Raw genomic sequence first — 22388 nt, forward strand, 5'->3', positions numbered from 1 at the left:
ACGCGTTCGGACGACCGCGGCCGCCGACGCCTCGCTCACCGCGGCCCGTCGCGATCGCCCATCGGCATCCGGTCGCTTCCGGGCGTCGGTCCGGGCGACGGGCGCTGCTGTCCCTGACCTCCCGCCGGCGACTGCGACGGGCCGCCGCCGCAGGTGCCACAGCGGAAATCGCCGTCCTGGTCGGTGAAGTCCTCGAGCGGCGACGGCGGCGTCTCGGGGAAGACGTCGGGCTCGACGCCGAACCGGTCGGCGTCGGCCTCGACCAGCGCCACCACGAGATCCGCGAGCGCCCGGTAGAACGGGTCGTCGGCGTCCTCGTGGACCGTCTCGCGGAACCGCGGGAGCCACCGTCCGAGGTGGTCCTCGAGGAAGTCCGCCTGGGCGTTCGTCACGATTTCAACGCCCTTCTCGTCGCCGGTCTCCGCGAGGTAGGCCGTCTGCAGGGCCAGGTGGGAGACGAACTCGAGTTCGACGCAGAGGTGGTCGACGCGCTCGCGGTTGCCCTCCTCGAGGTCGAGGTCGAAGGCGCCGTAGAAGCCCGCGATATCGGCGAGTTTGTCGGTGTTGGTCACGAGCGTGCCCGGGCCGTACTCGACCTCGTACTGCTGGATCTCGCCGCCCTGCTCGAAGCCGAACAGGGCTGCGTAGGTCGAATAGCAGTCCTCGATCGCGTCGGGGTCGTTCGGGCTCTCTGCGGCGACGGTCTCGGCGGCCTCGCGGAGGTCGTCGTCCCTCAGCGCCGCGACTGATTCGACGAGTTGCTCGTCGAACTCGTCGGACTCCATCGCCTCGCGGAGGTCGTCGGTCGGCCGGTCGAACGCCAGCGACGCGAGCTTGTACAGTCGCGCGCGGTGGACGTGGTGGTCTGGTCGGGTCATGGTGGTGTGCTGTATTGTCTGAGACGATTACGTGATGTCCAGTCGGTACGCGTCGTGCTGGTCGTCGAAGCGATCGCGCTCGTACCGGGGCTCCTCCATCGGAACGCGGGCGACCGTGTGGCCGTCCTTGTCGTAGCCGATGGCCTCCTCCTCGGTCACTTCGAACTCCTCGATGCGCCACTCGGTCGAGCCCATCAGCTGGATCACGCCGCGGAGCTTGCGGTACTCCTCGTCGCCGCGGCGGGCCTTGCGGTAGGTCTCCTGGGCCTCCTCGACGCCCGGCCCGAACATCTGGTAGAGGTAGTCCGTCGGGACGTTGATCGGCGGGATGTAGTAGACGTTGGGCTCGAGGCCCAACTGCGGGTACAGCGGGAGCGCGACCTCGGCCTCGTGGACGAGGTAGTCGACGGGCGCGGAGGGGTCGGCCTGATCGGGCCGGTTGACCCAGCCGTGCATGCGGATCTTGCCCAGGCAGTTCTCGAAACACTGCGGGACGAGCCCCTGCTCGACCTTCGGGTAGCAGCCGACGCACTTCTGGGAGTTCATCTCGACGGGGTTGTAGATGGACTTCCCGTAGGGGCACGCGCGAACGCACTCCTGGAAGGACTGGCAGCTCTCCTCGTCGAGCAGGACGATGCCGTCCTCCTGGCGCTTGTAGATGGCCTGGACGGGACAGCCGCCGGCGCAGGCGGCGAACGTGCAGTGGTTGCAGACCCGCGGGAGGTAGAAGAACCACGTCGGGTGGTGGTCCTCCTCGATGTGGGTGTCGGACTCGACGGCCTCGCCGGCCGGTTCGTCCTCGCCGAGGTTGGGCTGGGCCCAGTCCTCGTCCTCGGGGATGTAGCCCTCGATCCCCTCGCTGTGCATGGTGTCGGGGTCGTCGTCCATCGCCATCGACTCCCAGTCGAAGTCGCGGACCTCGAAGATCGTGTCGCCGTCGTAGACGCCGTCGGAGCCCCACTCCTGGACTCCGAGTCGGTCCAAGATCTCCTGGTCCCACCCGAGCGGGTAGGAGCCGTAGGGCTTGGTCTCGACGTTGTTCCAGAACATGTGCTCCTGGCCCTCGTTGTTGGTCCAGGTCGTCTTACACGACAGCGAGCACGTCTGGCACGCGATACACTTGTTCAGGTCGAACACTGCCCCCCACTGTCGCTCCGGACGCGCTTCCGGGTAGGGGTACTCCATCTCGCGGCCGATCTGCCAGTTGTAGACTTCTGCCATTGTTGGTCACCTCGTAGTTAATCCGATTCGCTCGTGTAACCGCCCTTCAGGTACTGTTCCATCCGGTCGTCTTCCTGCGTCGGCCGGACGCCCTCATCGACTGGTCGCCAGTTGCCGCCGGGCTCGCCGTCCTCGTTCACGCCGCCGTCTTCGGCCTTCTCGATCTTGACGAACGACTCCTTGGGCGCGCCGTTGGCGGCGTGGACGTCGGGCTCGAAGCCGACGTCCATGTTCTGCCCGAGCATGTCCTTGCGGGGCATCGAGTCGGTCAGCCACGTCCGGCGCAGCCACGTCGAGGTCATCGACTGGTGGCCGCCGCTGCGGTACATCGACACGTAGTTCGTGTCCTCGGACTGGGCCTTGCCGTCGTCGCGCTCCTGCTGGGCCTCGTAGGACTTGTGGGACGTCTGGCTGACGTTCATCCAGCTGCGAGTGACCCCGCGCGGGAGGCTCGGCTGGAAGCGGACCCGCATCAGCGCGCGGGTGTACTCGGTCTCCTCGTCGTCGGGGTCGTAGCCCGGGAACGGCCGGTCGGACGGGTCGGCGTCGACCCACACGTAGTCGCCATCCTGTAAGTCCTCCTCGCGGGCGTCCTCTGGGTTCATCTCGACGTAGCCCTCGCCCACGAACGGCTTGCGCTGGTCGAAGGAGTCGCGCTCCGTCTTGCGACCCTGGTCGCCGAAGTTACTCCACCAGACCGCCATCTCCTCGAGGTCGGCGCCGAAGGTGTGGGTCCCGTGGCGGTACTTCGGCGTCATGTAGACGTAGTCGTAGCCCTCGTCGAGGTCGGTCAGCGGGTGGCTGGTATCGACCAGTTCCGACGGCGTCCGGACCTCGTTGCGGACCTGCCGATCGTTGGTGTCGCGGGCCTTCTCCTCGCTGTCCCAGTCGCGGTCGTCGGGCGTCTCGGGCGCAACCACCGGACTGTCGCTGTCGTCGACGATGACGTTCGGCTCGTACGGCGTCGCGTCCATCGGCTCCCGATGGAGGGGAATGTGCTCGCCGGCCTCGGCGAACTCCTCCTCCTCGCGGAAGAACTCGAGCCGCCCGGTCTTCGTGTACCAGGGCTGGGAGTCCTGGGTCTGCTCGTTGCCGACGTGCTTGGGGTAGGTCCGGGTCATGATGATCGCAGGCGTCCCCTCGCGGGCGTCTTCCAGCAGGTCCTCGACGTCGTAGCCCTTGACGGCGTTGGAGTTGTCGAGGATGCGCTGGAGGTACGGTTTGGCCTGGTACTCCTCCTCGTCGATGAACGCCCAGTAGTCGGTAAACCGGTCGTCGCCGGTGAGTTCGGCGAGCTTCTCGGCGACGCCCTTGTAGTGTTGGGTGTCGTTTAGGGTGTTGTAGATCCGGTCGAGCTCCGTCTCCGGCATCGTCGTGATGAAGGGGTTCGTGACGGAGGCGGTGATGTCGTGGACGTGGTGTTCGGCCCACGAGTCCGCCGGGAAGACGATGTCGGAGTACTCGCAGGTCATCGACCACCACCACTCGTTGGTGAAGAAGGCCTCGATGTCGCCGGTGCGCAGGGCCTTCTCGATGATCTTGTAGGCGCCTTTGGCGTTGCCGAGGATGGAGTTCGAGCCGGACACCCAGATCGACTTCGTGGGCGTGTGCATGTGCGAGTCGCCCTGGAAGTACTCGCCGTCGACCTTCAGCGGCTTGTCGAGGTTGGTATAGAAGTGCGCCGAGTGGGCGTCCCAGCGCTTGTCGGTGCGAGCCTCCGCGTCGGGATCGAGTTCGGGATCGAACGGATCCTCGTTGGCGTACTGCCCGACGCCGTTGAAGTAGGCCATCCGGTAGTTCCCGGAGTAGGAGCCGACGTTCCCGGTCTGGTAGCCGACGTTGCGCGTCAGCGACGCCAGCAGGAACGCGGCGCGGCCGTGCTGGTCGGCGTTCGCGTAGTGGTTCGGCCCCATCCCGGTTAGCAGCATCGTGCTCTGCTGGTTGTCCGCGAAGTCCTGAGCTAAGTTCTCGACGGCCTGCGGGTCCGTCCCCGTGACCTCGGCGGTCGACTCGAGGTCCCAGGTCTCGGTCAGGTGCTCCTTGATCAGGTCGAAGACCGTCCGGACTTCGACGGTGCTGCCGTCGGCGAGTTCGACCTCGAACTCGCCCTCGATCGTCGCGGGGACGTCGAAGTCGTCGCCGACGTCGTCGCGGGTGACCGACTCGAACTCGCCGCTCTCGTCGTTGCGGACGACGAAGTCGCCCCACTCGCGGCGGAGTTCCTCGGTGATGACCTGATCGTCGATGTCCGTCACGTCGACGCCGGGCCGGTCGGCGTCGTCGGCCACGGCCTCGGTCTTCTCGAGGTCGGCGGGTTCGTAGTCCGAGAAGACGTCGCTGGCGCGGAGGAGTTCGTTGTCGTCCATCCGGACCAGCAGCGGGAGGTCCGTGTGTTTGCGGACGTACTCCGTGTCGTAGAGCTCCTGCTCCATGATGACCCGCGCGGCGCCGAGGAACAGCGCCGAGTCGGTCGCCGGGCGGACCGTGATGAGCTCGTCGCACTTCGAGGCCGTGGCGTTGTAGTCGGTGAAGATGCCGGTGAGCTTCGACCCTTTGAGCTTGGCCTCGGTCAGCCAGTGACAGTCGGCCATCTTCGAGGTCAGGTAATTGATGCCGTCGAGCACGATGTGGTCCGCGTACTCGATGCTCGCGAGGTCGAAGTCGACCGTCTGCTGGCCGGTCACCATCGTGTGGCCCGGCGGCAGGTCGGTGTGGAACGAGTAGTTGTCGAGCCCCATTGCGCCCAGGGCCTCGTCCTCCGAGACGTCCCGGACGTAGTTGTCCAGCAGCGCCATCGAGTTGGCGTTGCGGTACTGGCCGAACAGCTTGATGACGCCGAGCAGCGGCATCCCGCCGCGGAACTTCATCGTCCGGACGCCGGCGCCCTGGGTCTCCTCGACGACGCGCTCGTCGTAGCCCTGCTCGAGCAGCGACTCCATCCCGCTCTCGCCGCTGTACTGCTGGGCGAGCTCGAGGAAGGTCTGAGCGGCGTACTCGTGGGCCTCCTCCTGGGAGACCTCGACGAAGTCGTCCTCGCCGCGCTGGGCGTACTCGGTGGGCATGGAGCCGTCGTCGTCGCGCGGGAAGCCGTCGTCGACCCACTGCTTGAACCCCTCGCGGATCATCGGGGCCTTGACGCGGCGTTCGTTGTAGAAGCGCTCGACCATCGCCAGGCCCTTGTTACAGACGCGGGGGTCCCAGCGCTGGGAGGACTGGTTGCCCTGCAGGTCCGTCGCCTCGCCGTAGTTCATCGACGGACCGAGGCGGGTGATCTGGCCGTTCTTGACGGTCGCCTCGAGGTAGCAGTTGTGGGTGTCGTTGGGCGTACACGTGAGCATGTAGGAGTCGTCGGGCTCCCAGATGTCCCGGTACTTCTGATCCCACTCCTCGTTTGGGTACTCCTCGAGGGGGTTCATCTCGACCTCGGGGCCGCCCTCGTCGTCGGCGGCTTCCTCGGGACTCAGCCGGCGGTAGCCGAGGAATCCGAGCCCGGACGCGCCGGCGAGTCCGGCGGCCGCCGCACCGAGCTCGCGGCGGGTCAGATTCAGTCCGCCGTCCTCGGCGTCGGCCTCCCCGTCACTCATCGTACCACCTCGCACGCGTCGTGCGCGGATGGGCGGCGGGCGAGCCGTTCGCCTGCCGGAGCGGACAGCGACAGTCGATCGTTGATCGTCCGTGTGCCATCACGGTCGGTACTGCGGACTCTATTCTTTAACGCGACGCGTCTATTCCCACGGTTTGAGGACGCTACCGCCAAAATCCTGCTAATAGTGGGTTTTTATAATGGGGCGGAAACGATCGCGACGAGACTCGGACGGGTCGGAGAGAATCAGCGCGCGAGGTACGAGTGCGAGCGCGTCAGGTCGCCGGTTCCGACACCGCCGCCGGCGACGACGGCTCGAGTTCGACCAACCAGCCGTTGTAGCCGAGGTCCTCCACGTCGGTTCGCTCGAGCGAGCGGCCGTCCCGGGCAAGGCTCTCGTCAACGACGGAGACGAGGTCGTCGGGTTCGCCCCGCATCACGACCGACACCGGCCCCTCGGTCACGCCGAGCTCGGTGACGACCTGCCGGTGACAGGTTTCCGGCGGCAGCCCGCGCAGGTCGACCGCGTCCTCGGGGACCGCCGGCCCGGCCTCGTGCTCGAGGAACGACTCGACGGTCGCCCGCAGATCGGCGATCGCCCGCTCGCCCTCGCTTTCGGGGTCGGCGAACGACGCTTCCGTCGGCTCGCGCAGCGCCGGATCGAAGGGCACGGGCTCGAGGTCGGCGTAGGCCGCTTCGACCACGTCGTCGGCGATCGTCTCGGGATCGGCGTCGTCGAACGGCCCGGCGGCGTCCGCGACCGAGCCGACCACGTTGGGCACGACGCCGACCGTCGGCACGTCGTTGGCCGTGTACAGCGCCGCGGTCCGCTGGGTCGCCCGCACGCCCTCGTCGGTCGGCGTGCTCACGAGCAGGCCGCCGTCCAGCGGCGCCTGCTGGACGATCGTGTAGACCGCGTCGCCGATCCCCGGCGGCAGGTCCACGAGCAGCACGTCCCGGTCGTCCCAGGCGGCGTCGCCAAGCAGGTCCTTGACGACGTCGTGGACCATCGCGCCGCGCCAGGCGACCGGTCCGTCCTCGGCGATCAACTCGATGCTGACGACCTGAATGCCGTCGACCTCGACCGGCATCGGCTTCCCCGACGGCGAGGACTGGACCGGCCCCTCTGCCTCGAGCAGATCCGGCGCGTCGGGGGCGTAAACGTTCGCGTCGAAGACGCCGACGTCCAGCCCGGCCTCGGAGAGCGCCCGCGCGAGCGAGACGGTGACGGTCGTCTTGCCGACGCCGCCCTTCGCGCTGCCGACGGCGATGATGGAATCGACGCCGGAGACGGGAAGCCCGGTCTCGGGAGCGTCCGAACCGGCGGCCTCCACGCGGACGTGGACCACGCCGTCGGTCGCCAGTCCGGCGCCGCGCAGTTGGTCGGTGAGGCGGTCCGCCAGCACGCGGGAGACCGGCTCGAAGTCGACCGTGAAGGTGACGATGCCGTCCTCGACGGCGACGTCCTCGATCAGTTGCTCGCTGACCGGGTCGCCGCCCATGATCTGGACCTCCCGGACGCGGTCGATGACCGCCCGTCGGATTTCGTCGTCCGTCCGCGGTGTCTCGTCGGTCATACTCGAGCGTTCGGTCCGGTCCGGTATTTCACTCGTCGGGAGTTCCCACGGCGCGGGAAGACGCGCGAACGGTGGTATCGGCTCTACTGGGAGAGCCTCGAGCATTCGGAGGGGCTTGATTCGCTCCTCTCGTTCTCAGTATTCCGGAACCGGACGATCAGATGTAAGTTGTGTCAACAAAGTTCCGCTATGCCGACGACTCGACGCACATCCGTCATCGACGCCGACTTCGAAACCGTCTGGTCGTTCTACGACGGCGTTGACGAACTGGAGATACTAACGCCCGACTGGATGGGACTGAAAGTCGCTCACTCGATCGGGCCCGAGGGCGGTCGGAACCCCGATGGCTACTATACCGGGACCGAGATCCACCTCGAGATGCAACCCGTCAGACTACTCCCGCGGATGGAGTGGGTCGTCGAAATCGTCGATCGCGAGGTGAGCGACGACCGCGCGACGTTCGTCGACGAACAGGTCGCGGGCCGCGGTCCCTACGAGCGGTGGCGTCACACCCACCGGTTCGCCGACCTCGGGGACGCGACAGTGGTCCACGATCGGATCGACTACCGGACGCCGGGTGTCGGTGACCTACCGCTGGCGGCACCGCTGCTCGCGGGAATGCTGTGGTACCGACACCGAAAAACCCGGACCCTGCTCGAGTGACGCACACGGTGATCGGCGCCGGTCAAACGATCCCGAGGTCGATCAGCGCAGCGGCGACCAACCCGGCGGCAGCGAGCACCATTTCGGGGACGACGGGACCGCGATGAACCCGCTCTCGGTCTCGAGCGTACATCGCGTACACGAATCGGAGCCGCGGCAGCATCGCGACGAGGACCGGGAGGTAGCGCGGATCGACGTACCCCAGCCAGACCGGGACGACGAGCACCAGCAGTTGCACGAGGGTCCAGGCGAGGACGTAGTGACCGGTCCCTCGAACGCCGAGGACGATCGGGACGGTTCGCACGCCGGCTTTCCGGTCGCCGTCGACATCCCGGAAGTCGCCGACGATCGACGTCGTAAGCGCGGTTATGCCGAAGAACGCGACCATGACGACGTCGAGTACCGCGATCCGTCCCGTCAAACTGCTCGTCATCACGAGCAACAGCGGCCCCGAAAAGAGCGCGACGACGACGTTCTTGAGCACGAATCGCTTTTTGAACCGGAGCGGCGGCGTCGAGTAGGCGACTCCCGTACACAGGTAAAAGAGCACGACGGCCAGCGGGATCGGGCCGAGAGAGACGGCCGAAATACCGACGGTGGCCACTACTGCCGCGCAGATATAGCCGATGATGACGCGTCGATACGTCTCGTCCAGTACTGGATTGTAACTGTCGTTTAGCCTGTCTTCTTCGACGTCGGTGAAGTAGTTGTACAAATACACGATCCCGTACGCGAGGACCATAACGACTGCGGCGAGCGTTGCGGTGGCCCAATCGAACGAACCCGGGTGCAGAACGACGCCGACGAACGCCAACGTCACGCAGTTTACTGCGGGCCTAACCCGGAGCACCGTCAAGAACGTTCGCAGTTTCGTGCGGACCGTCTGCAGGTTTTCCCGTGAAGCATCCGTCCCCTCTGTTGAGATCATCTAAACCAACCCATATTTCTAGCACGCCAACATTATTTGTATCGGTGACAACCAGTAGCATATTGGAACGGCAAACAGCTCGTCTCGAGGCCGGCGAACCGCTCTGAAACGCTCAAAGTGGTATCCGAGACGAGATCGATCAGAACGCAGCGCCAGTAACGGGACAAATTGCAGTCAATCTTCGAATGGTGTCTCTCGACCACCCCCGACAATTAAGTATGTTATTCATGGTAACAATTGTATGAATCCTCGCGAAGAGCGGGTCCTCCGACTGATCGCCGATCCACGAAACCGAGCGATACTGACGGTCCTCAACGACGCCGCCCAACCGCTTACCGTGTCGGAGCTACTGGATCGGCTCGTGACGGCGGAGACCGAAATCTGCGATTCCGTGGCGACCGAGGCCGACCGGAAGCGAATTCGCATCTCGCTTCACCACAACCGGCTGCCGAAACTCGAGGAGGCGGGCCTCGTCGAGTACGATCGGGCGGCGAACGTCGTCTCCTACGAGCGCTATCCCGCGGTCGACGCGGAGATTCTGGAACTGGAACTGATCGACGAGTTGCTGTCCTACTTCAGTACCGGCTCCGAGATCTCCGGCGACACAATCGGCGTCATCGAAGGTCGAGACGCGGTGGTCGAATACGGACACCACCTCACCGACGCGGCCGATGACGAACTGTTCCTGATGTACGAGTCCGACGAGTTGTTGCAGTCGGCGTGTCTCGACCACGTCGACGAAGCCCTCGAGCGGGACGTCGACGTCGCGCTCGGGTCGAAGAATCCGGCGGTGCTCGAGCGAACGCGCGACCGTCTGCCCGGCGTCACCGTCTGGGAACCGCAACTGGACTGGTGGAACGAACCGGGGACGTACCCGACGGTCGGCCGGCTCGTCTTCGCCGATCGCGAGCGGATTATGCTGGCCATTCTGAAGGCGTCCGACCTCGACGGCACGACCACCGAAATGGCGATCGTTGGCGAAGGTCCCGAAAATCCGCTGGTCGTGCTCGTGCGGCAGCTGCTCGGCCCGCGACTCGACCACCTCGACTACCAGTGCGAGGAGTTCCTGGACGACCTTCCGTTCGAATCGTGACGACCGTTCGATACCCGATCTGCTACGTATGAGTGACACACCACGCGCGGACGGCGGCAGTACCGACGACTCGGCACCCAGACTGCAGTTATCGTACACGCTCGACGACGACGAAGCGCCCAGCACTGGCGTCGTGAAAGCGACGGCCATCCTGACGGACACGTCGCCGCTCGACCTCGAGCCGCTGTACGACGTGATCGATCCCGACCACCTGGACGGCATGTTTCAGTCCTCAGACGGCGGTACCGTCTTCATCGAAACCAGATTCGTCTACTGCGGCTGTACGGTGACCGTGACGCCGGAGACGGTGTACCTCGAGCGGATCAGCGACGATTGTTGATTTGGCGGGCCGCTCGAGTGTTGGGCTCGGGTCAGAGTCAGTAGTAACGACTCGTAGAGATGTTTCCGAGATAAACGACCGACACCAAGTCTCACGGATCACAGGGTTATAGATGGCTCTGCATGCAGGAGGTTTCGCTGGATCACTCGATTGGCGATGTCGGGTCTATGCCACGAACGACTGGACACAAAACGATCAACAGCAGAATAGAATCAGAATTTTCCGAGTAGCAGGTACCCGATGAAGCCGAGGAATCCGAAAGTGATCAGCGTGTCGAGTTCGGCGAACATAGGCGCAACGAAGTGGGTCATCACTCCCGGTACCGTGAGTAATAGGAATAAGCCTCCGATGACTACTGCCGCCGTGTATGGGATATTCCAGTACTTAGCTTTCGAGGCTACTGACGCGAAGATGAGTGCAGTTAGGGCAATAAGTACTAGTCCTGCTTCGAATTCGCCATAGAATTGGTTGGTAAGAGTGACTCCAACGACCACCAGTATTGAGGGGATAGCGATGAGTTCAATGGATCGTTCTAACCCGTTTGTAGCGGAGGGTGCTGGCATCTCTGTTACTGTCCAACATCCACCCCACAGATAATATTTGTTTTGACGAATTTCTGTTTCATTTGTAGGTGTGATACGAGAAAGTCTGGTAGGTTGGTAGGAGTAGATGAATGGTATTCAAATTCACATCCCGCCTAAAATCATTAGAAAAACGCCATGCTGTGCTCAAAATCAAAAACACGTGGTGAGAACGTGGGCCGGGCGCGATTTGAACACACAGTCGATCGCTTCCTCGCTCACTCCGTTCGCGAGACTGCGCTCTCCCTGCGTTCAAATCTCACCGGTTCCGTTACCTGTCGCTCACGGATTTGTTCGCGACAGGAAAGCGGGCCGGGCGCGATTTGAACACGCGACCGTCTGATTAAGAGTCAGACGCTCTGCCGGACTGAGCTACCGGCCCTTGCATCTGCGAGTTTTCGCCGGTCGTTAAAATACGTTTCCCTTGAAGACCGGCGTGGCAGGCGCCGACACGTGCCGTACCGCCGTCGAAAGTACGCACCCGACCGTGACAGTATCGCAACGTAACAATCTTCGGGAGCGTTAAGTGCGGTCGGTACCACCACACGGGCAATGAGTACGGGGGTTACGATCTCGTCGATCTCTGACTACGCTATCCTGGGCTGTGGGAGCGTCGGCTACGCCGTCGCCGAGGAACTCGTCGAGCAGGGGAAGGACGTCCTCATAATCGACCGCGACGAGAGCCGCGTCGAATCCCTCCGCGATCAGGACCTAGACGCCCGTACCGCCGACATCCGCGAGCCCGAGGCCGCCGACCTCGTCGCCGAGCGCGACGTCGTTCTCATCCTCGCCTCCGACGTCGAGTCCAACAAGCAGGCCGTTGAGCACATCCGCGACCAGAACGACGGGCAGTTCGTCGTGGCGCGCGCGAGCGATCCCGTCTCCGGCGACGAACTCGAGGAGCTCGGCGCCGACATCGTCATCAACCCCTCCTCGGTCATCGCCGAGTCCGCGCTCCGCGCGCTCGAGTCCGGCGAACTCGAGTACAACGCCGGCAAGCTCGCGGATCTGCTCGAGGAGACCTCGACGCGGCTGGCGATCATCACGCAGGACAGTCCGGATCCGGACTCGATCGCGTCGGCGGCGGCGATGCAGGCGATCGCCGACCACCTCGGCGTCGAATCCGATATCATCTACCTCGGCGACGTTGGCCACCAGGAAAATCGGGCGTTCGTCAACCTGCTGGGCATCGACCTCGTCCAGTGGGACGAGATCGAGGACTACGCGGTGTACGACACCGTCGCGATGGTCGACCACGCGACCTCCGACGAGATGGACCTCCCCGTCGACGTCGTGATCGACCACCACGAACCCGAGAGCGACTACGAGCCGGAGTTCGTCGACATCCGGCCGAACATGTCCTCGACGTCGACGATCATGACGAAGTACATTCAGGAGTTCGACATGAACGTCTCCGAGGAGGTCGCCACCGCCCTGCTGTACGGCATTCGCGCCGAGACCCTGGATTTCAAACGCGACACCACCCCCGCCGACCTCACCGCGGCCGCCTACCTCTACCCCTTCGCGAACCACGACACCTTAGAGCAGGTCGAATCCCCGTCGATGTCCCCCGAAACGCTGGACGTCCTCGCGGAGGCCATCGCCAACCGCGACGTCCAGGGGAGCCACCTCGTCTCCAACGCCGGCTTCGTCCGCGACCGCGAAGCCCTCACGCAGGCCGCGAGCCACCTGCTGAACCTCGAGGGCGTCACCACCACCGCCGTCTTCGGCATCGCCGACGAGACCATCTTCCTCGCCGGCCGCTCGAAGGACATCCGCATCAACATCGGCAAGGTGCTGGCCGACGCCTACGGCGAGATGGGCGAAACGGCGGGCCACTCGACGCAAGCCAGCGCGGAGATCCCGCTGGGCATCTTCACCGGCATCGAAATCTCGGACGACACCCGGGACACGCTGCTCGAGTTGACCGAGGAAGCGGTCAAGCGGACGCTGTTCGACGCGATGGGCGTCGAAGGAACGGAAGGCTCGAACGGTTCCTGAGGATTCCGTTCGTTCGTCGGCGAGTTGCTGCCGGTTGCTATCTGTTCGTGAATTTCGCGTTCTGTACCGTCGGCAGCCGCCAGTCGTAGGTCACCGCCACCAGCCGCGTGCCGACGGTCACCGTCGCACACGCCGCGGCGGCGATACTGCCGGTCGCGCCGAGGGCGGTCGCTACCCAGTACGCGCTGCCGCCCAACACCGCGCAACTCGCGTAAAAGTCCTCGAAGAGGATGAACGGGGACCGGTCCAGCAGGATGTCCGCGAACGCGCCGCCCCCGACCGCGTTGATCGTCGCGACGGTGACGACGCCGAACGCCGAGACGTTCGCCTCGGTCGCGACGATCGCGCCGGTCGTCGCGAAGGCGGCGAGCCCGATCGCGTCGGAAACGAGCGTGATGGGATGGGAGTCTACCGACGAAAAGACGATGTTCAGTGCGATCGCCAATCCGACGCCGAGCAGGCCCAGCGCGATCTCGAGCGGCGACTGCAACGCCAGCGGAACGCGCGTCACGAGCAGATCCCGCGTCGCGCCGCCGGCGAACGCCATCGTCAGTCCGACGACGGCGATGCCGAACAGGTCGAACTCCTCGCGGATCGCCTTCGTCGAGCCGACGAGGGCGAACGCGACCAGTCCGATCGTGTTCATCGCGGCGAAGGGGTCGCCGAACAGTGCCCTGAGGAGCTCCGAAGCCATTAGCGGCGCCTACGCGGGGTGCCGTCTTGAGGGCACCGTCACGAGACAGGACGAAACGGAAGCGGTACCGCTCGACTACCGCCGCGGACTCGAGACAGCGAGAAACAGCAGACCGGAGGTCGGCTCGGAGCAACCCGCGCTGATCGGAGGCGAAATCGACTCGAGAATCCGGTATCGCGAATCGAAACTCAGGCCAGCAGCTCGTCTTCTTCCTCGTCGGGTTCGCGGACGCGCTCGACGACCTCGTTGACCAGCACGACGTCGCCGACGGACCGGACCCACCGGTAGGGAACGATGACGCCCTGTCCCGAGCGCGCTTCTTCGGTGAACAGTTCCGAGTTGAGGTTGCCGAGTGCGAGCCCGGTGACTACCTGCCCGTCGATGTTCAGCTGCAGGTCTTCGATTTCGCCGACGAAAACGCCGCCGTTCGAGTACACCTCGCGGCCGACGATCGAGGTGATCTCCTGGGGAGTGTCGTCTATCTCTACCATGTCTTGCCCCATGCGGGGCGGACTCTTAATTGTTGGTCAGACGTGGCAGTCGCTCGAGACGAACAGTCGCGGACGAGTACAAAAATTACTCCGCGTGCAGAAGAACGGCGGCCGACGTCAGTTCGACTCGAGGCCGAGGATCGAGTCGACGGCCGCGTGGTCGGTGAGCAGTTCCTGCATGAGTTCGACGGTTTCTGCGTCCTGCGTGCGGCCGCTGCGGACGACGTCCTCCGCGCGCTCGACGGTCGTGAGCGTGTCCGTCTGAACCGACAGGACCGGGACCCCCTTCTCGGCGGCCTGGCCGAGAACCGCTCCCGACGGTCGGTGGCCGCCGGTGAGGATCAGACAGCGGACGCCGGGCGCCTCGAGCGCGGCCGTGTGAATCTCGGCGCGGTCGCCGCCGGTGATGACGGCGGCGTTTTTCGTCCGGCGGAAGCGCCGCAGGGCGCTGTCGGCGCCCATCGCACCGACCGAGAACCGCTCGACGAAGGAATCGTCGCCGTTTTCGACGAGCACCGACGCGCCGAGTTCGCTCGCGAGGTCCTCGATCGTCACACCCGCGAGCGTCCGCTCGCTCGGGAGCACGCCGAAGACGGGCACGTCCCGGCCCTCGAGGAAGGGGACGACGTCGGTCTCGAGCTGGTCGTAGGCGGCGTCGGGGACGTCGTTGAAGACGACGCCGGCGAAGCGGTCGCCGAAGGCGTCGGCGGCGGCGAGGACGTCGTCGACGTCGCCGGGCTGTTTGTAGGGAGCGACGAGCAGCACGCGCGCGTCGAGCAGCTCCGCGACGTCGACGTCGGTGAGGTCGACGATGCCGCCGACCTCGTACTCGCCGCCACCCTCGACGAACATGCGGTCGGTGTCCGCCGCGAGTGAATCGAACGCCTCGCCGACGCGCTCGCGGAGTTCGTCGGGATCCTCGCGGCCGCGGATCGCCTGCTCGATAAAGGTCGGCGAGTAGACGACCGGCTCTAAGTCGTGCATCTCCGCGTCGAGGTCGAGCAGTTCCCGCGCGAGCATCGGATCCTCGTCTAAGGTCTTGCCGACGTTGCTCTCGAGGCGCGTCCCCTTCGGTTTCATGTAGCCGACGCCCTCGCCCTCGGCTTGCGCGAGGCGGGCCAGCGCCAGCGTGATCGCCGTCTTTCCGACGCTCTCCTCGAGCGAACTGACGAGGATCGTGTCCGTGCCGGTGTCGGTCGCGGCGGTGCTGTCGGTCGTCTCGGTGGCCGTGTCGCTGTCGGTATCGGTGTCGGTGTCAGTGTCCGGGTTATCGGTATCAGTCATCGTTGAGTTCCTCCGTGTCCACGGTGAGTCGCAGGTCGATCGCCTGTACGCCGTCGGGGCCCGCCACGAGCGGGTTCACGTCGAGTTCGAGGATCGACGGGAAGTCCGTCACCAGTTGCGAGAGTCGCTGGACCGTCTCGACGATCGCGTCGACGTCGGCCGGTTCGCGGCCGCGAGCGCCGCGCAACAGCGGCGCCGCCTGGATCTCGTCGATCATGTCGCGCGCCTCGTCCTCGCCGATCGGGGCGACCCGAACCGACGTGTCCTCTAAGGTCTCGACGAAGATACCGCCGAGCCCGAACAACAGCAGCGGGCCGAACTGCGGATCGCGGTTCATCCCGACGATGGTCTCGGTCGACTCGCCGACGTCGAGCATCTCCTGGACTTGGACGCCGATGATCGTCGCGTCGGGCTGGTAGTTGCGCGCTCGGGAGACCAGATCCTCGTAGGCGTCGTAGACGTCCTCGTCGCCGACACCGACTTTCACCCCGCCGATGTCGGACTTGTGGGTGATGTCCGGGCTGACGATCTTCATCACGACGTCGCCGTCGATCGACTCGGCCACCTCGCGGGCGCGGTCCGGGTCGTCGACGATGTCGCCCGCGGGCGTGGGAATGCCGTAGGCTTCGAGCAGATCCATCGACTCGACGCCGAGCCGGTTGTCGTCGCGGTCGGCCGCCCGTGCTAAGATCTTGCGGGCGCGCTCGCGGTCGACGTCGAACTGCGCCGGTTCGTCGACCGTCCGCTCGCGCACGTCGCGGTAGCGCGCCAGTCCGTCGAGGCCCGCGACCGCGCGCGAGGGGTCGAAGTAGTTCGGGATGCCGAACGCCCGCAGGACCTCCTCGGCCGCGCGGGCGCGGGCGCCGCCCATCAGGCTGGTGACGACCGGCTTCTCGTACTCGTCGCGCTTCTCGATGACCGTCTCGGCGAGGTCGTCGTACTCGAGCACCGCCGTCGGCGCGGCCACGACGACCGCGCTGCCGACGTTCGGATCGTCCAGTGCGATCTCTAAGGCCTCGCCGAACCGGTCGACGTCCGCGTCCCCGATGGCGTCGATCGGGTTGTAGACGTTGGCCTCCTCCGGCATCGCCTCGGCGAGTTCGTCGATCGTCTCGTCGGTGAAGTCGGCCATCTCGAGGGTCGAATCCCCGACCGCGTCGGTCGTCAGCACGCCCGGGCCGCCGGCGTTGGTGATGACGGCGACGCCGTCAGAATCGGGTTCCGGCAGGCCCGAGAGCGCCCGGGCGTAGTCGAACAGTTCCTGTACCGACTCGGCGCGGATCACGCCCGCCTGCTCGAGGCCGGCCTCGTAGGCCCGTTCGCTCCCCGCAATGGCGCCGGTGTGGGAAGAGGCGGCCTGCGCGCCGGCGTCGGTGCGGCCCGACTTCACGAGGACGATCGGCGTATCGTCGGTTACCTCGCGGGCCGTCCGGACGAACTCCTGGCCGTCGTCGATGTCCTCGAGGTAGCCGATGATGACGTCCGTGTCGGGGTCGTCGCCCCACTCCTCGACGAAGTCGGTCTCGTCGAGGACGGACTTGTTCCCCACGGAGACGACGTCCTTGAAGCCGATCCCCTCCTCGTTGGCCCAGTCTAAGACGGCGGTGATGAACGCGCCCGACTGGCTCATGAACGAGATCGACCCCTCGCGGGCGTTCTCGGGGCCGAAGGTGGCGTTCATGCCGATCGGCGTCGACATGATACCCAGGCTGTTCGGCCCGACGACGTTCAGGTCGTACTCGGCGGCGATCTCGCGGAGTTCGCGCTCGCGCTTGGCTCCTTCGCCGCCGGTCTCGGAGAACCCGGCCGTGATGACTACGACGTTTTTCGTCCCCGCCTCGCTGAGTTCCCGAACCGTTTCGAGCACCACCGGTGGCGGCACGACAACCACCCCCAGATCGATCGGCGGCGCGCTCGCTACGTCCTCGTAACACTCGAGCCCGAGTACCTCGTCGCGCTTGGGATTGATCGGGACGATCTCGCCCTCGAAGTCCGACTGCAGGTTCTCGAGGATCGCCCGACCGACTGCACCCTCGCGGTCGGTGGCGCCGACCACGCCCACGGTCTCGGGTCTGAAGAGTTCGGATAATCGTCCCATCGGTCGAGAGTTCACTCCGGACGGAGTTAAACCCCGTTCTCATTCCCGCGCCGTAGGGACGAAATCCTCCTGATAGATGCACTGAAATAGCCGTTTTCGCCCGATCCCGGATGAGACAGAATAGCACCCACTCAGAGGAGCAGGTCGGCGCCGAATTCGTTCGTGACGTGGTGGTCTACTCTATGATTGTCGGCGCTGGACGGATTCGAGGACAATAGTGTGAGAGCGTCAGTTCGAGGGCGTCAGTGCATCGAAATCGCGGCCGCCGACCGATCCGAGAGGGCGATCGAACACAGGTAGAACAGGATAGCGACCACGATGATCGAGCCGCCGGAGGGAAGATCCAGCCCGAGCGCGAGCGCGAAGCCGCCGAGTATCGCACACTGGCCGAACAGGATCGAACAGTACAGCGTCTCGCGGAAGCTGCGCGCGATCTGGGAGGCCGTCGCGACGGGGATCACGAGCATCCCGGCGACGAGGATCACGCCCAACACCTGCATCGCGCCGACGACGACGACCGCGGTCATCACGATCAGCAGGGTGTTGTACCAGCGCACGTTGAGCCGAGCGACGCGGGCCGCTTGCTCGTCGAACGTGATAAAAAGCAACTGCTTGTAGGTCGCGGCGACGACGGCGACGACGGCGACGCTGAGGATCGCCATCATGCGCGCGCCGTCGGCCGTGACGACCGAGAGGTTCCCGAAGAGGTACCCCTCGATGTCGATCGCGATCGACATGGACGAACGGCCCCAGCTGATCAACAGCGTTCCGACGGCGAAACTGCCGGTCAGCATAATCGCGATGGGAACGTCGCCGAACGCCGTCGTGTGCTCGGTGAGCCACTGCACTGCGAGCGCGCCGAGGACGCCCACGACGAGCGCGATCCATAGCAAGGAGCCGCTCCAGCCGGTTAGTCCGGTGAATATGAGGCCGACCGCGACGCCCGCGAACGCCGTGTGGGCGAGCGTCTCCCCGATCAGCGCCATCTGCCGGTGGACGAGGTAGGTACCGACCAGCGGCGCGACGATGCCGATGCAGACGCCCGTCGCGATCTGGCGCCACATGAACGCGTGCTGGAAGACGTTCGTCCCCAGGTAGTAGTCGAGCCACATCCCGACGATGAGGAACTGCTCGAACAGGAGCGCGGCCGGCGAGAGGACGTGTCGAAGCCAGTCGAGCGCCACGAACCCGACCATCGCGGCCGCGAGGGCCGCGACGAGGCCGAGCCCCGCGAGTTCGATCCCGCGGCGCGGCTCGAGCTGTCGGATAGCGGCGCCGTCGCTGCGCGAGTGCGCGTGCGTCTCTCCGTCCATCGGTCCCGTCGTCGTGCGTTCGTCCCTGCTCATCGGTCAGTGGTGGTGGTGGACGACCGTGCCCGTCGCCCCGTAGGCCTCGCGCAAGGCGTCGCTCTCGACGAACGACTCCGTGTCGCCGTGGTGGTACAGTTCCGTGTTGATACAGGCGATACGATCCGCTCGATCGGTGACGACGCCGATGTCGTGCTCGATCAGGATAATCGTGATCCCGTCCCGATTGAGCGACTCGAGCAACTGGTAGAACGCGTCCCGCGACTCGGCGTCGACCCCGACCGTCGGTTCGTCTAACGCGAGCAGGTCGGCCTCAGAGGCGAGGGCCCGCGCGATGTAGGCGCGCTGGCGCTGGCCGCCCGAGAGCTGGTTGAGTTGCTGGTCCGCGAGGTCGGTAATGCCGACCGTCTCGAGCGCCTCGTCGGCGATCGCTCGGTCCTCGTCGGTCAGCCGCGAGTGGCCGACGTGGGCGAATCGGCCCATCCGGACGCACTCCCGGACGGTGACGGGCATGGTGCCGCCGCCGCTGGTCGCCTGCTGGGAGACGTAGCCGATGCGCTCGCCGCGCTCGAAGTCGTCGACCGGCCGGCCGAACAGTTCGACCGAACCGCTGTCGGGACTGAGCAGCCCGAGCATGAGCCGCAGCAGGGTCGTCTTGCCGGAGCCGTTGGGACCGATCAGTCCGAGGAAATCGCCCGCCTCGACGGTCAGGCTCACGTCGTCGACGGCGAGTTGCTCGCCGTAGGCGAACGAGACGTTTTCCAGCGCCACGACCGGGTCCGGATCCGCGTTCGCTGTCACTGTAGTCTCACCTACCTCTCAGGGGTGCGGGTACTTCGGTCTTCCACTTCCCGGTCGGCGTCGGTTCCGGTGCCGTTTCGGCGACGGTTCATTCTCCAACCCCCAGCGCCGCCCGGAGTGCGGGCAGGTTCAGTTCCGTCATCTGCTCGAGCCAGCCCCAGCCGCGGTCGTTCCACTCGGCGGTGGTCCCCGCGAGCGGGCTGATCGGCTCGGCCGACTCGGCGTAGCTGTTCTCGAGGAGGTGCGTGACTTGCTGGGGGAGCTCGTCCCCGTCGGTCGTCTCGAACGGATCGTACAGGATCGTCTCGATCTCGTGCTCGTCGATGAGGTCGATCGTATCCGCGAGCTGTCCCGCGGTGACCTCCGCGTTCGGCGAGACGTCGACCGGCGTGTGCAACTCGAAGCCGTATCGTTCCTCGATGTACCGGAAGGAGTCGTGGCCGGCGAGGACGGCGACGTCGCGGTCGGCCTCGGCGACGAGCGACTCGAGTTGGTCGTCGACGTCCGCGAGCCGTTGTGCGTACGCGTCCGCGTTCTCTCTGTAGGTGTCCTCGTTGTCGGGATCGGCTTCGGCGAGTCCGTCCGCGATCGTCCCGACGACGTCCTGCGCGAGCACGGGATCGACCCAGACGTGAGGGTCGTGGAACTCCGCGTCGTCGGTTTCGTCCTCGTGGTTGTGATCGTGGTCGTGCTCGTCTTCGTGGTCCGCATGGTCGTCGTGACCCTCGTGCTCGTCGTGGCTTTCCGTGCTATCGTTGGTCTCGTGGTCGTGCTCCTCCTCGTCCTCGTGTGCGTGGTCGCCCTCGTGATCGTGGTCGTCTTCGCTCCCGTGGTCGTGATCGTGCGCCTCGTCGAACGCCAGCAACTCGTCCTCGATCCCGTCCATACCGTCGATCAGCGTGACGTGGTCGTAATCGGTCTCGAGTTGTGACGCGACGTCCTGCGCCCAGGCGAACTCGGGCGAATCGAGGTAGACGAAGACCTCCGAGTCCGCGATGTCGGCGGTGAGATCCCCCTGGGGCTCCCAGCCGTGACCGATCTGGCCCGCCTCGACCGGGTTTTCGAACGACAGCTGATCGCCGGCGACGTGCTCGCTCCAGTCCTGGAGGGCGAAAAACGCCGCGTAGCCCCCCTCGGGACCGGTATCGGCGTCGGGTTCGCTCAGACAGCCGGCGAGACCGGCAAGCGAGGAGAGTGCGAGCGACCCCGCGCCGGCGTGCAGCACCGAACGGCGTGACAGGTTCATACGCCAGCATACGCACTCGAGCATAAAAGATTTGTTATACCAAACCTTGTTGTTAATAACTGGTGGCAGCTGAGAGCGTTCTGCTAGTAACCGAACCGGCAATCGCTGCACGGCGGCGGCGTCGAAAAAGACGCAGCTACTCATTGCTCTCGAGCGCACACGGGTTAGCTTACTCGCGCTCGATAACTCCGATCCGAAGCGTCCGAACGTGGGACAGTCCCTCCCGAAGTCGTCGTCGCCACTCGGGCTCCTGTTGGCGCTCTTGCTCGAGTTCTCGCCGAAGGCGTTCGTTCTCGCTCTCGAGGTCGCGGTTCGTCGCTTCGAGAGCGTCGATTCGCGAGTCGAGTTCGCCGACGCGGTCCTCGAGCCGGTAGCGGCGGCTGCGCTGCGCCTCGAGATCGTGTTGGAGTTGGTCGCGCTCGCGGGAGACGGTCCCGAGTTGCGCGGTCAGGTGCTCGCGCTCCCGCCGGGCATCGTCGATCATCGGCGGCCGTTTCGATTCGGGGATCGTCTCGAACTCGTCGACCGCGTCCGTCTCGTCCGCGGCGTCTTCGTCTTCGGCCGCGTCCGCGTCGGGCTCGAGTCGGCCCGCGCTGACCGCGTTGACCACGCCGCCGAGCAGCAGGATGAGCCCGCCGAAGTAGAGCCACGTGAGCAACAGCAGGATCGCGCCGAGCGGGCCCGCGCTCTCCGAACTGCCCGCGAAGGAGACGTAGACCTGGAACAGCGACTGGAGGGCCGTCCAGCCGACGGCGGCGACGGCGGCGCCCGGCAGCACCTCGCGGGCGGAGACGTCGGCGTCGGGGAAGTAGTAGTACATCGGAAGGAAGGCGACCGTGAGCACGATCGCGAGCAGGATCGGCTGGAGCAGGCTGATGAACGGAATCGCCGGGAAGAACGCGAGGACGATGCTCGCCGCGACCGCGGCGAGCAGCGCGCCGCCGAGCGCGCCGAAGACGATCAGTCCGTCGCGGAGCTGGTCGATGAGCGAGCTCTCCGCCGTCGTCTCGTAGATCTCGGAGAAGGCCGTATCCAGTCCGCGAAAGATCTTCAGCGCCCCCCACAGGAGCACGACGAGGCCGATGATCGACGACCCCGCCGACGCGGGCGAATCCTCGATCGCGTTCTCGACGATCAGTTGGCCGCTCTCGGGGAGAAAGCCCTCCGTCGCGGCGGTGACCTCGGTGGCGAACTGGTCGCCGCCGACGATCGTGACGAGGAAGAACACGAGCACCAGCAGCGGCAACAGCGAGATGAACGCCTGGTAGGCGATGCTCGCGGCCATGAACGTGACGTTCTTCTGTTGAAAGCCGGCGAAGACCGTCTTGCCGAACGAGACGGATCGCCCGATATCGGGGCCCATGGAAGACGAACGGCGACGGACGACGATAGGCTGCCGGCTTGCACGTTCGTCGTGCGTTTTTTTCGGCCTGGAACGCGTCCTCTCCGCTACTCGTCACCCGCACGACGAGGGATCGCCCCACTGGTCAGCAGGCCCTCGAGAGTTAGGCCTACCAAAAATATAGTCGCCTTATCTCGAAATAGTTCTTTGCGAAGTCGGAACAATTGTTTTTGACTGGATAAACTTTAAGTGGCTCGCGG

At 65.4% G+C, this 22388-nt stretch carries 18 protein-coding genes and 1 tRNA gene; 4 read left to right on the plus strand and 15 right to left on the minus strand.

All coding sequences use genetic code 11. The annotated features are described in order from the left end of the window. Window positions 1-35: 35 nt before the first annotated feature. From HALXA_RS12330 to HALXA_RS12345, 4 genes are all read right to left on the minus strand, one after another. Entirely contained in the window at window positions 36-878 is an 843-nt protein-coding gene (locus tag HALXA_RS12330) for a TorD/DmsD family molecular chaperone (RefSeq protein ID WP_013880706.1), read from the minus strand. A gap of 27 nt (window positions 879-905) precedes the next feature. Further along, entirely contained in the window at window positions 906-2099 is a 1194-nt protein-coding gene (locus HALXA_RS12335; protein ID WP_013880707.1) for a 4Fe-4S dicluster domain-containing protein, read from the minus strand. 17 nt (window positions 2100-2116) lie between these two features. Then, on the minus strand, window positions 2117-5683 hold the full coding sequence (locus HALXA_RS12340; protein ID WP_013880708.1) for a molybdopterin-dependent oxidoreductase: 3567 nt from the start codon (window positions 5681-5683) through the stop codon (window positions 2117-2119). 274 nt (window positions 5684-5957) lie between these two features. Further along, window positions 5958-7259: a P-loop NTPase gene (locus HALXA_RS12345; RefSeq protein ID WP_013880709.1), complete on the minus strand. Its 1302-nt coding sequence runs from the start codon at window positions 7257-7259 to the stop codon at window positions 5958-5960. Between the two features lie 189 nt (window positions 7260-7448). Between HALXA_RS12345 and HALXA_RS12350 the strand changes: the two genes are divergently transcribed. After that, the gene (locus HALXA_RS12350; RefSeq protein ID WP_013880710.1) at window positions 7449-7922 is read left to right on the plus strand and encodes an SRPBCC family protein; all 474 of its coding nucleotides are present in this window, start codon (window positions 7449-7451) and stop codon (window positions 7920-7922) included. Between the two features lie 22 nt (window positions 7923-7944). Here the strand turns inward: HALXA_RS12350 and HALXA_RS12355 are convergent, their stop codons facing one another. Continuing rightward, the gene (locus HALXA_RS12355) at window positions 7945-8850 is read right to left on the minus strand and encodes a UbiA family prenyltransferase (protein ID WP_013880711.1); all 906 of its coding nucleotides are present in this window, start codon (window positions 8848-8850) and stop codon (window positions 7945-7947) included. 241 nt (window positions 8851-9091) lie between these two features. Here HALXA_RS12355 and HALXA_RS12360 point away from each other — a divergent pair, with 241 nt between their 5' ends. Then, window positions 9092-9943 (plus strand): DUF7344 domain-containing protein, encoded by an 852-nt coding sequence (locus HALXA_RS12360; RefSeq protein WP_013880712.1) that lies wholly within the window; start codon window positions 9092-9094, stop codon window positions 9941-9943. Between the two features lie 28 nt (window positions 9944-9971). After that, the gene (locus HALXA_RS12365) at window positions 9972-10283 is read left to right on the plus strand and encodes a HalOD1 output domain-containing protein (RefSeq protein WP_013880713.1); all 312 of its coding nucleotides are present in this window, start codon (window positions 9972-9974) and stop codon (window positions 10281-10283) included. A gap of 212 nt (window positions 10284-10495) precedes the next feature. Here the strand turns inward: HALXA_RS12365 and HALXA_RS12370 are convergent, their stop codons facing one another. After that, window positions 10496-10846 carry a hypothetical protein gene (locus HALXA_RS12370; protein ID WP_013880714.1) on the minus strand — a complete coding sequence of 117 codons (351 nt, stop codon included), beginning with the start codon at window positions 10844-10846 and terminating at the stop codon, window positions 10496-10498. Between the two features lie 326 nt (window positions 10847-11172). Beyond that, window positions 11173-11246 (minus strand) — tRNA-Lys (locus HALXA_RS12375). Between the two features lie 170 nt (window positions 11247-11416). Here HALXA_RS12375 and HALXA_RS12380 point away from each other — a divergent pair. Further along, a complete protein-coding gene (locus HALXA_RS12380) occupies window positions 11417-12865 on the plus strand; it encodes a DHH family phosphoesterase (protein WP_013880715.1) in 1449 nt (482 codons plus the stop codon). Between the two features lie 37 nt (window positions 12866-12902). Here the strand turns inward: HALXA_RS12380 and HALXA_RS12385 are convergent, their stop codons facing one another. The 8 genes from HALXA_RS12385 to HALXA_RS12420 all read right to left on the minus strand — a co-directional run bounded on the left by HALXA_RS12385 (window position 12903) and on the right by HALXA_RS12420 (window position 22149). Continuing rightward, window positions 12903-13559 (minus strand): trimeric intracellular cation channel family protein, encoded by a 657-nt coding sequence (locus tag HALXA_RS12385; RefSeq protein WP_013880716.1) that lies wholly within the window; start codon window positions 13557-13559, stop codon window positions 12903-12905. Window positions 13560-13747: 188 nt separating this feature from the next. Continuing rightward, window positions 13748-14041 (minus strand): PRC-barrel domain-containing protein, encoded by a 294-nt coding sequence (locus tag HALXA_RS12390; RefSeq protein WP_049895462.1) that lies wholly within the window; start codon window positions 14039-14041, stop codon window positions 13748-13750. A gap of 126 nt (window positions 14042-14167) precedes the next feature. Further along, window positions 14168-15334: a phosphotransacetylase family protein gene (locus tag HALXA_RS12395; protein ID WP_013880718.1), complete on the minus strand. Its 1167-nt coding sequence runs from the start codon at window positions 15332-15334 to the stop codon at window positions 14168-14170. Next, a complete protein-coding gene (locus tag HALXA_RS12400) occupies window positions 15327-17432 on the minus strand; it encodes an acetate--CoA ligase family protein (RefSeq protein ID WP_013880719.1) in 2106 nt (701 codons plus the stop codon). The genes HALXA_RS12395 and HALXA_RS12400 overlap by 8 nt, the downstream gene beginning before the upstream one ends. A 242-nt stretch (window positions 17433-17674) precedes the next feature. Then, on the minus strand, window positions 17675-18778 hold the full coding sequence (locus HALXA_RS12405; RefSeq protein WP_083822841.1) for a metal ABC transporter permease: 1104 nt from the start codon (window positions 18776-18778) through the stop codon (window positions 17675-17677). Between the two features lie 3 nt (window positions 18779-18781). Next, a complete protein-coding gene (locus HALXA_RS12410; protein ID WP_013880721.1) occupies window positions 18782-19540 on the minus strand; it encodes a metal ABC transporter ATP-binding protein in 759 nt (252 codons plus the stop codon). An 88-nt stretch (window positions 19541-19628) separates the two neighbouring features. Further along, on the minus strand, window positions 19629-20786 hold the full coding sequence (locus tag HALXA_RS12415; protein WP_013880722.1) for a metal ABC transporter substrate-binding protein: 1158 nt from the start codon (window positions 20784-20786) through the stop codon (window positions 19629-19631). A 169-nt stretch (window positions 20787-20955) separates the two neighbouring features. Continuing rightward, the gene (locus HALXA_RS12420; RefSeq protein WP_013880723.1) at window positions 20956-22149 is read right to left on the minus strand and encodes a YhjD/YihY/BrkB family envelope integrity protein; all 1194 of its coding nucleotides are present in this window, start codon (window positions 22147-22149) and stop codon (window positions 20956-20958) included. Window positions 22150-22388: the final 239 nt, after the last annotated feature.

The sequence above is a fragment of the Halopiger xanaduensis SH-6 genome (assembly GCF_000217715.1).
GTDB lineage: Archaea > Halobacteriota > Halobacteria > Halobacteriales > Natrialbaceae > Halopiger > Halopiger xanaduensis.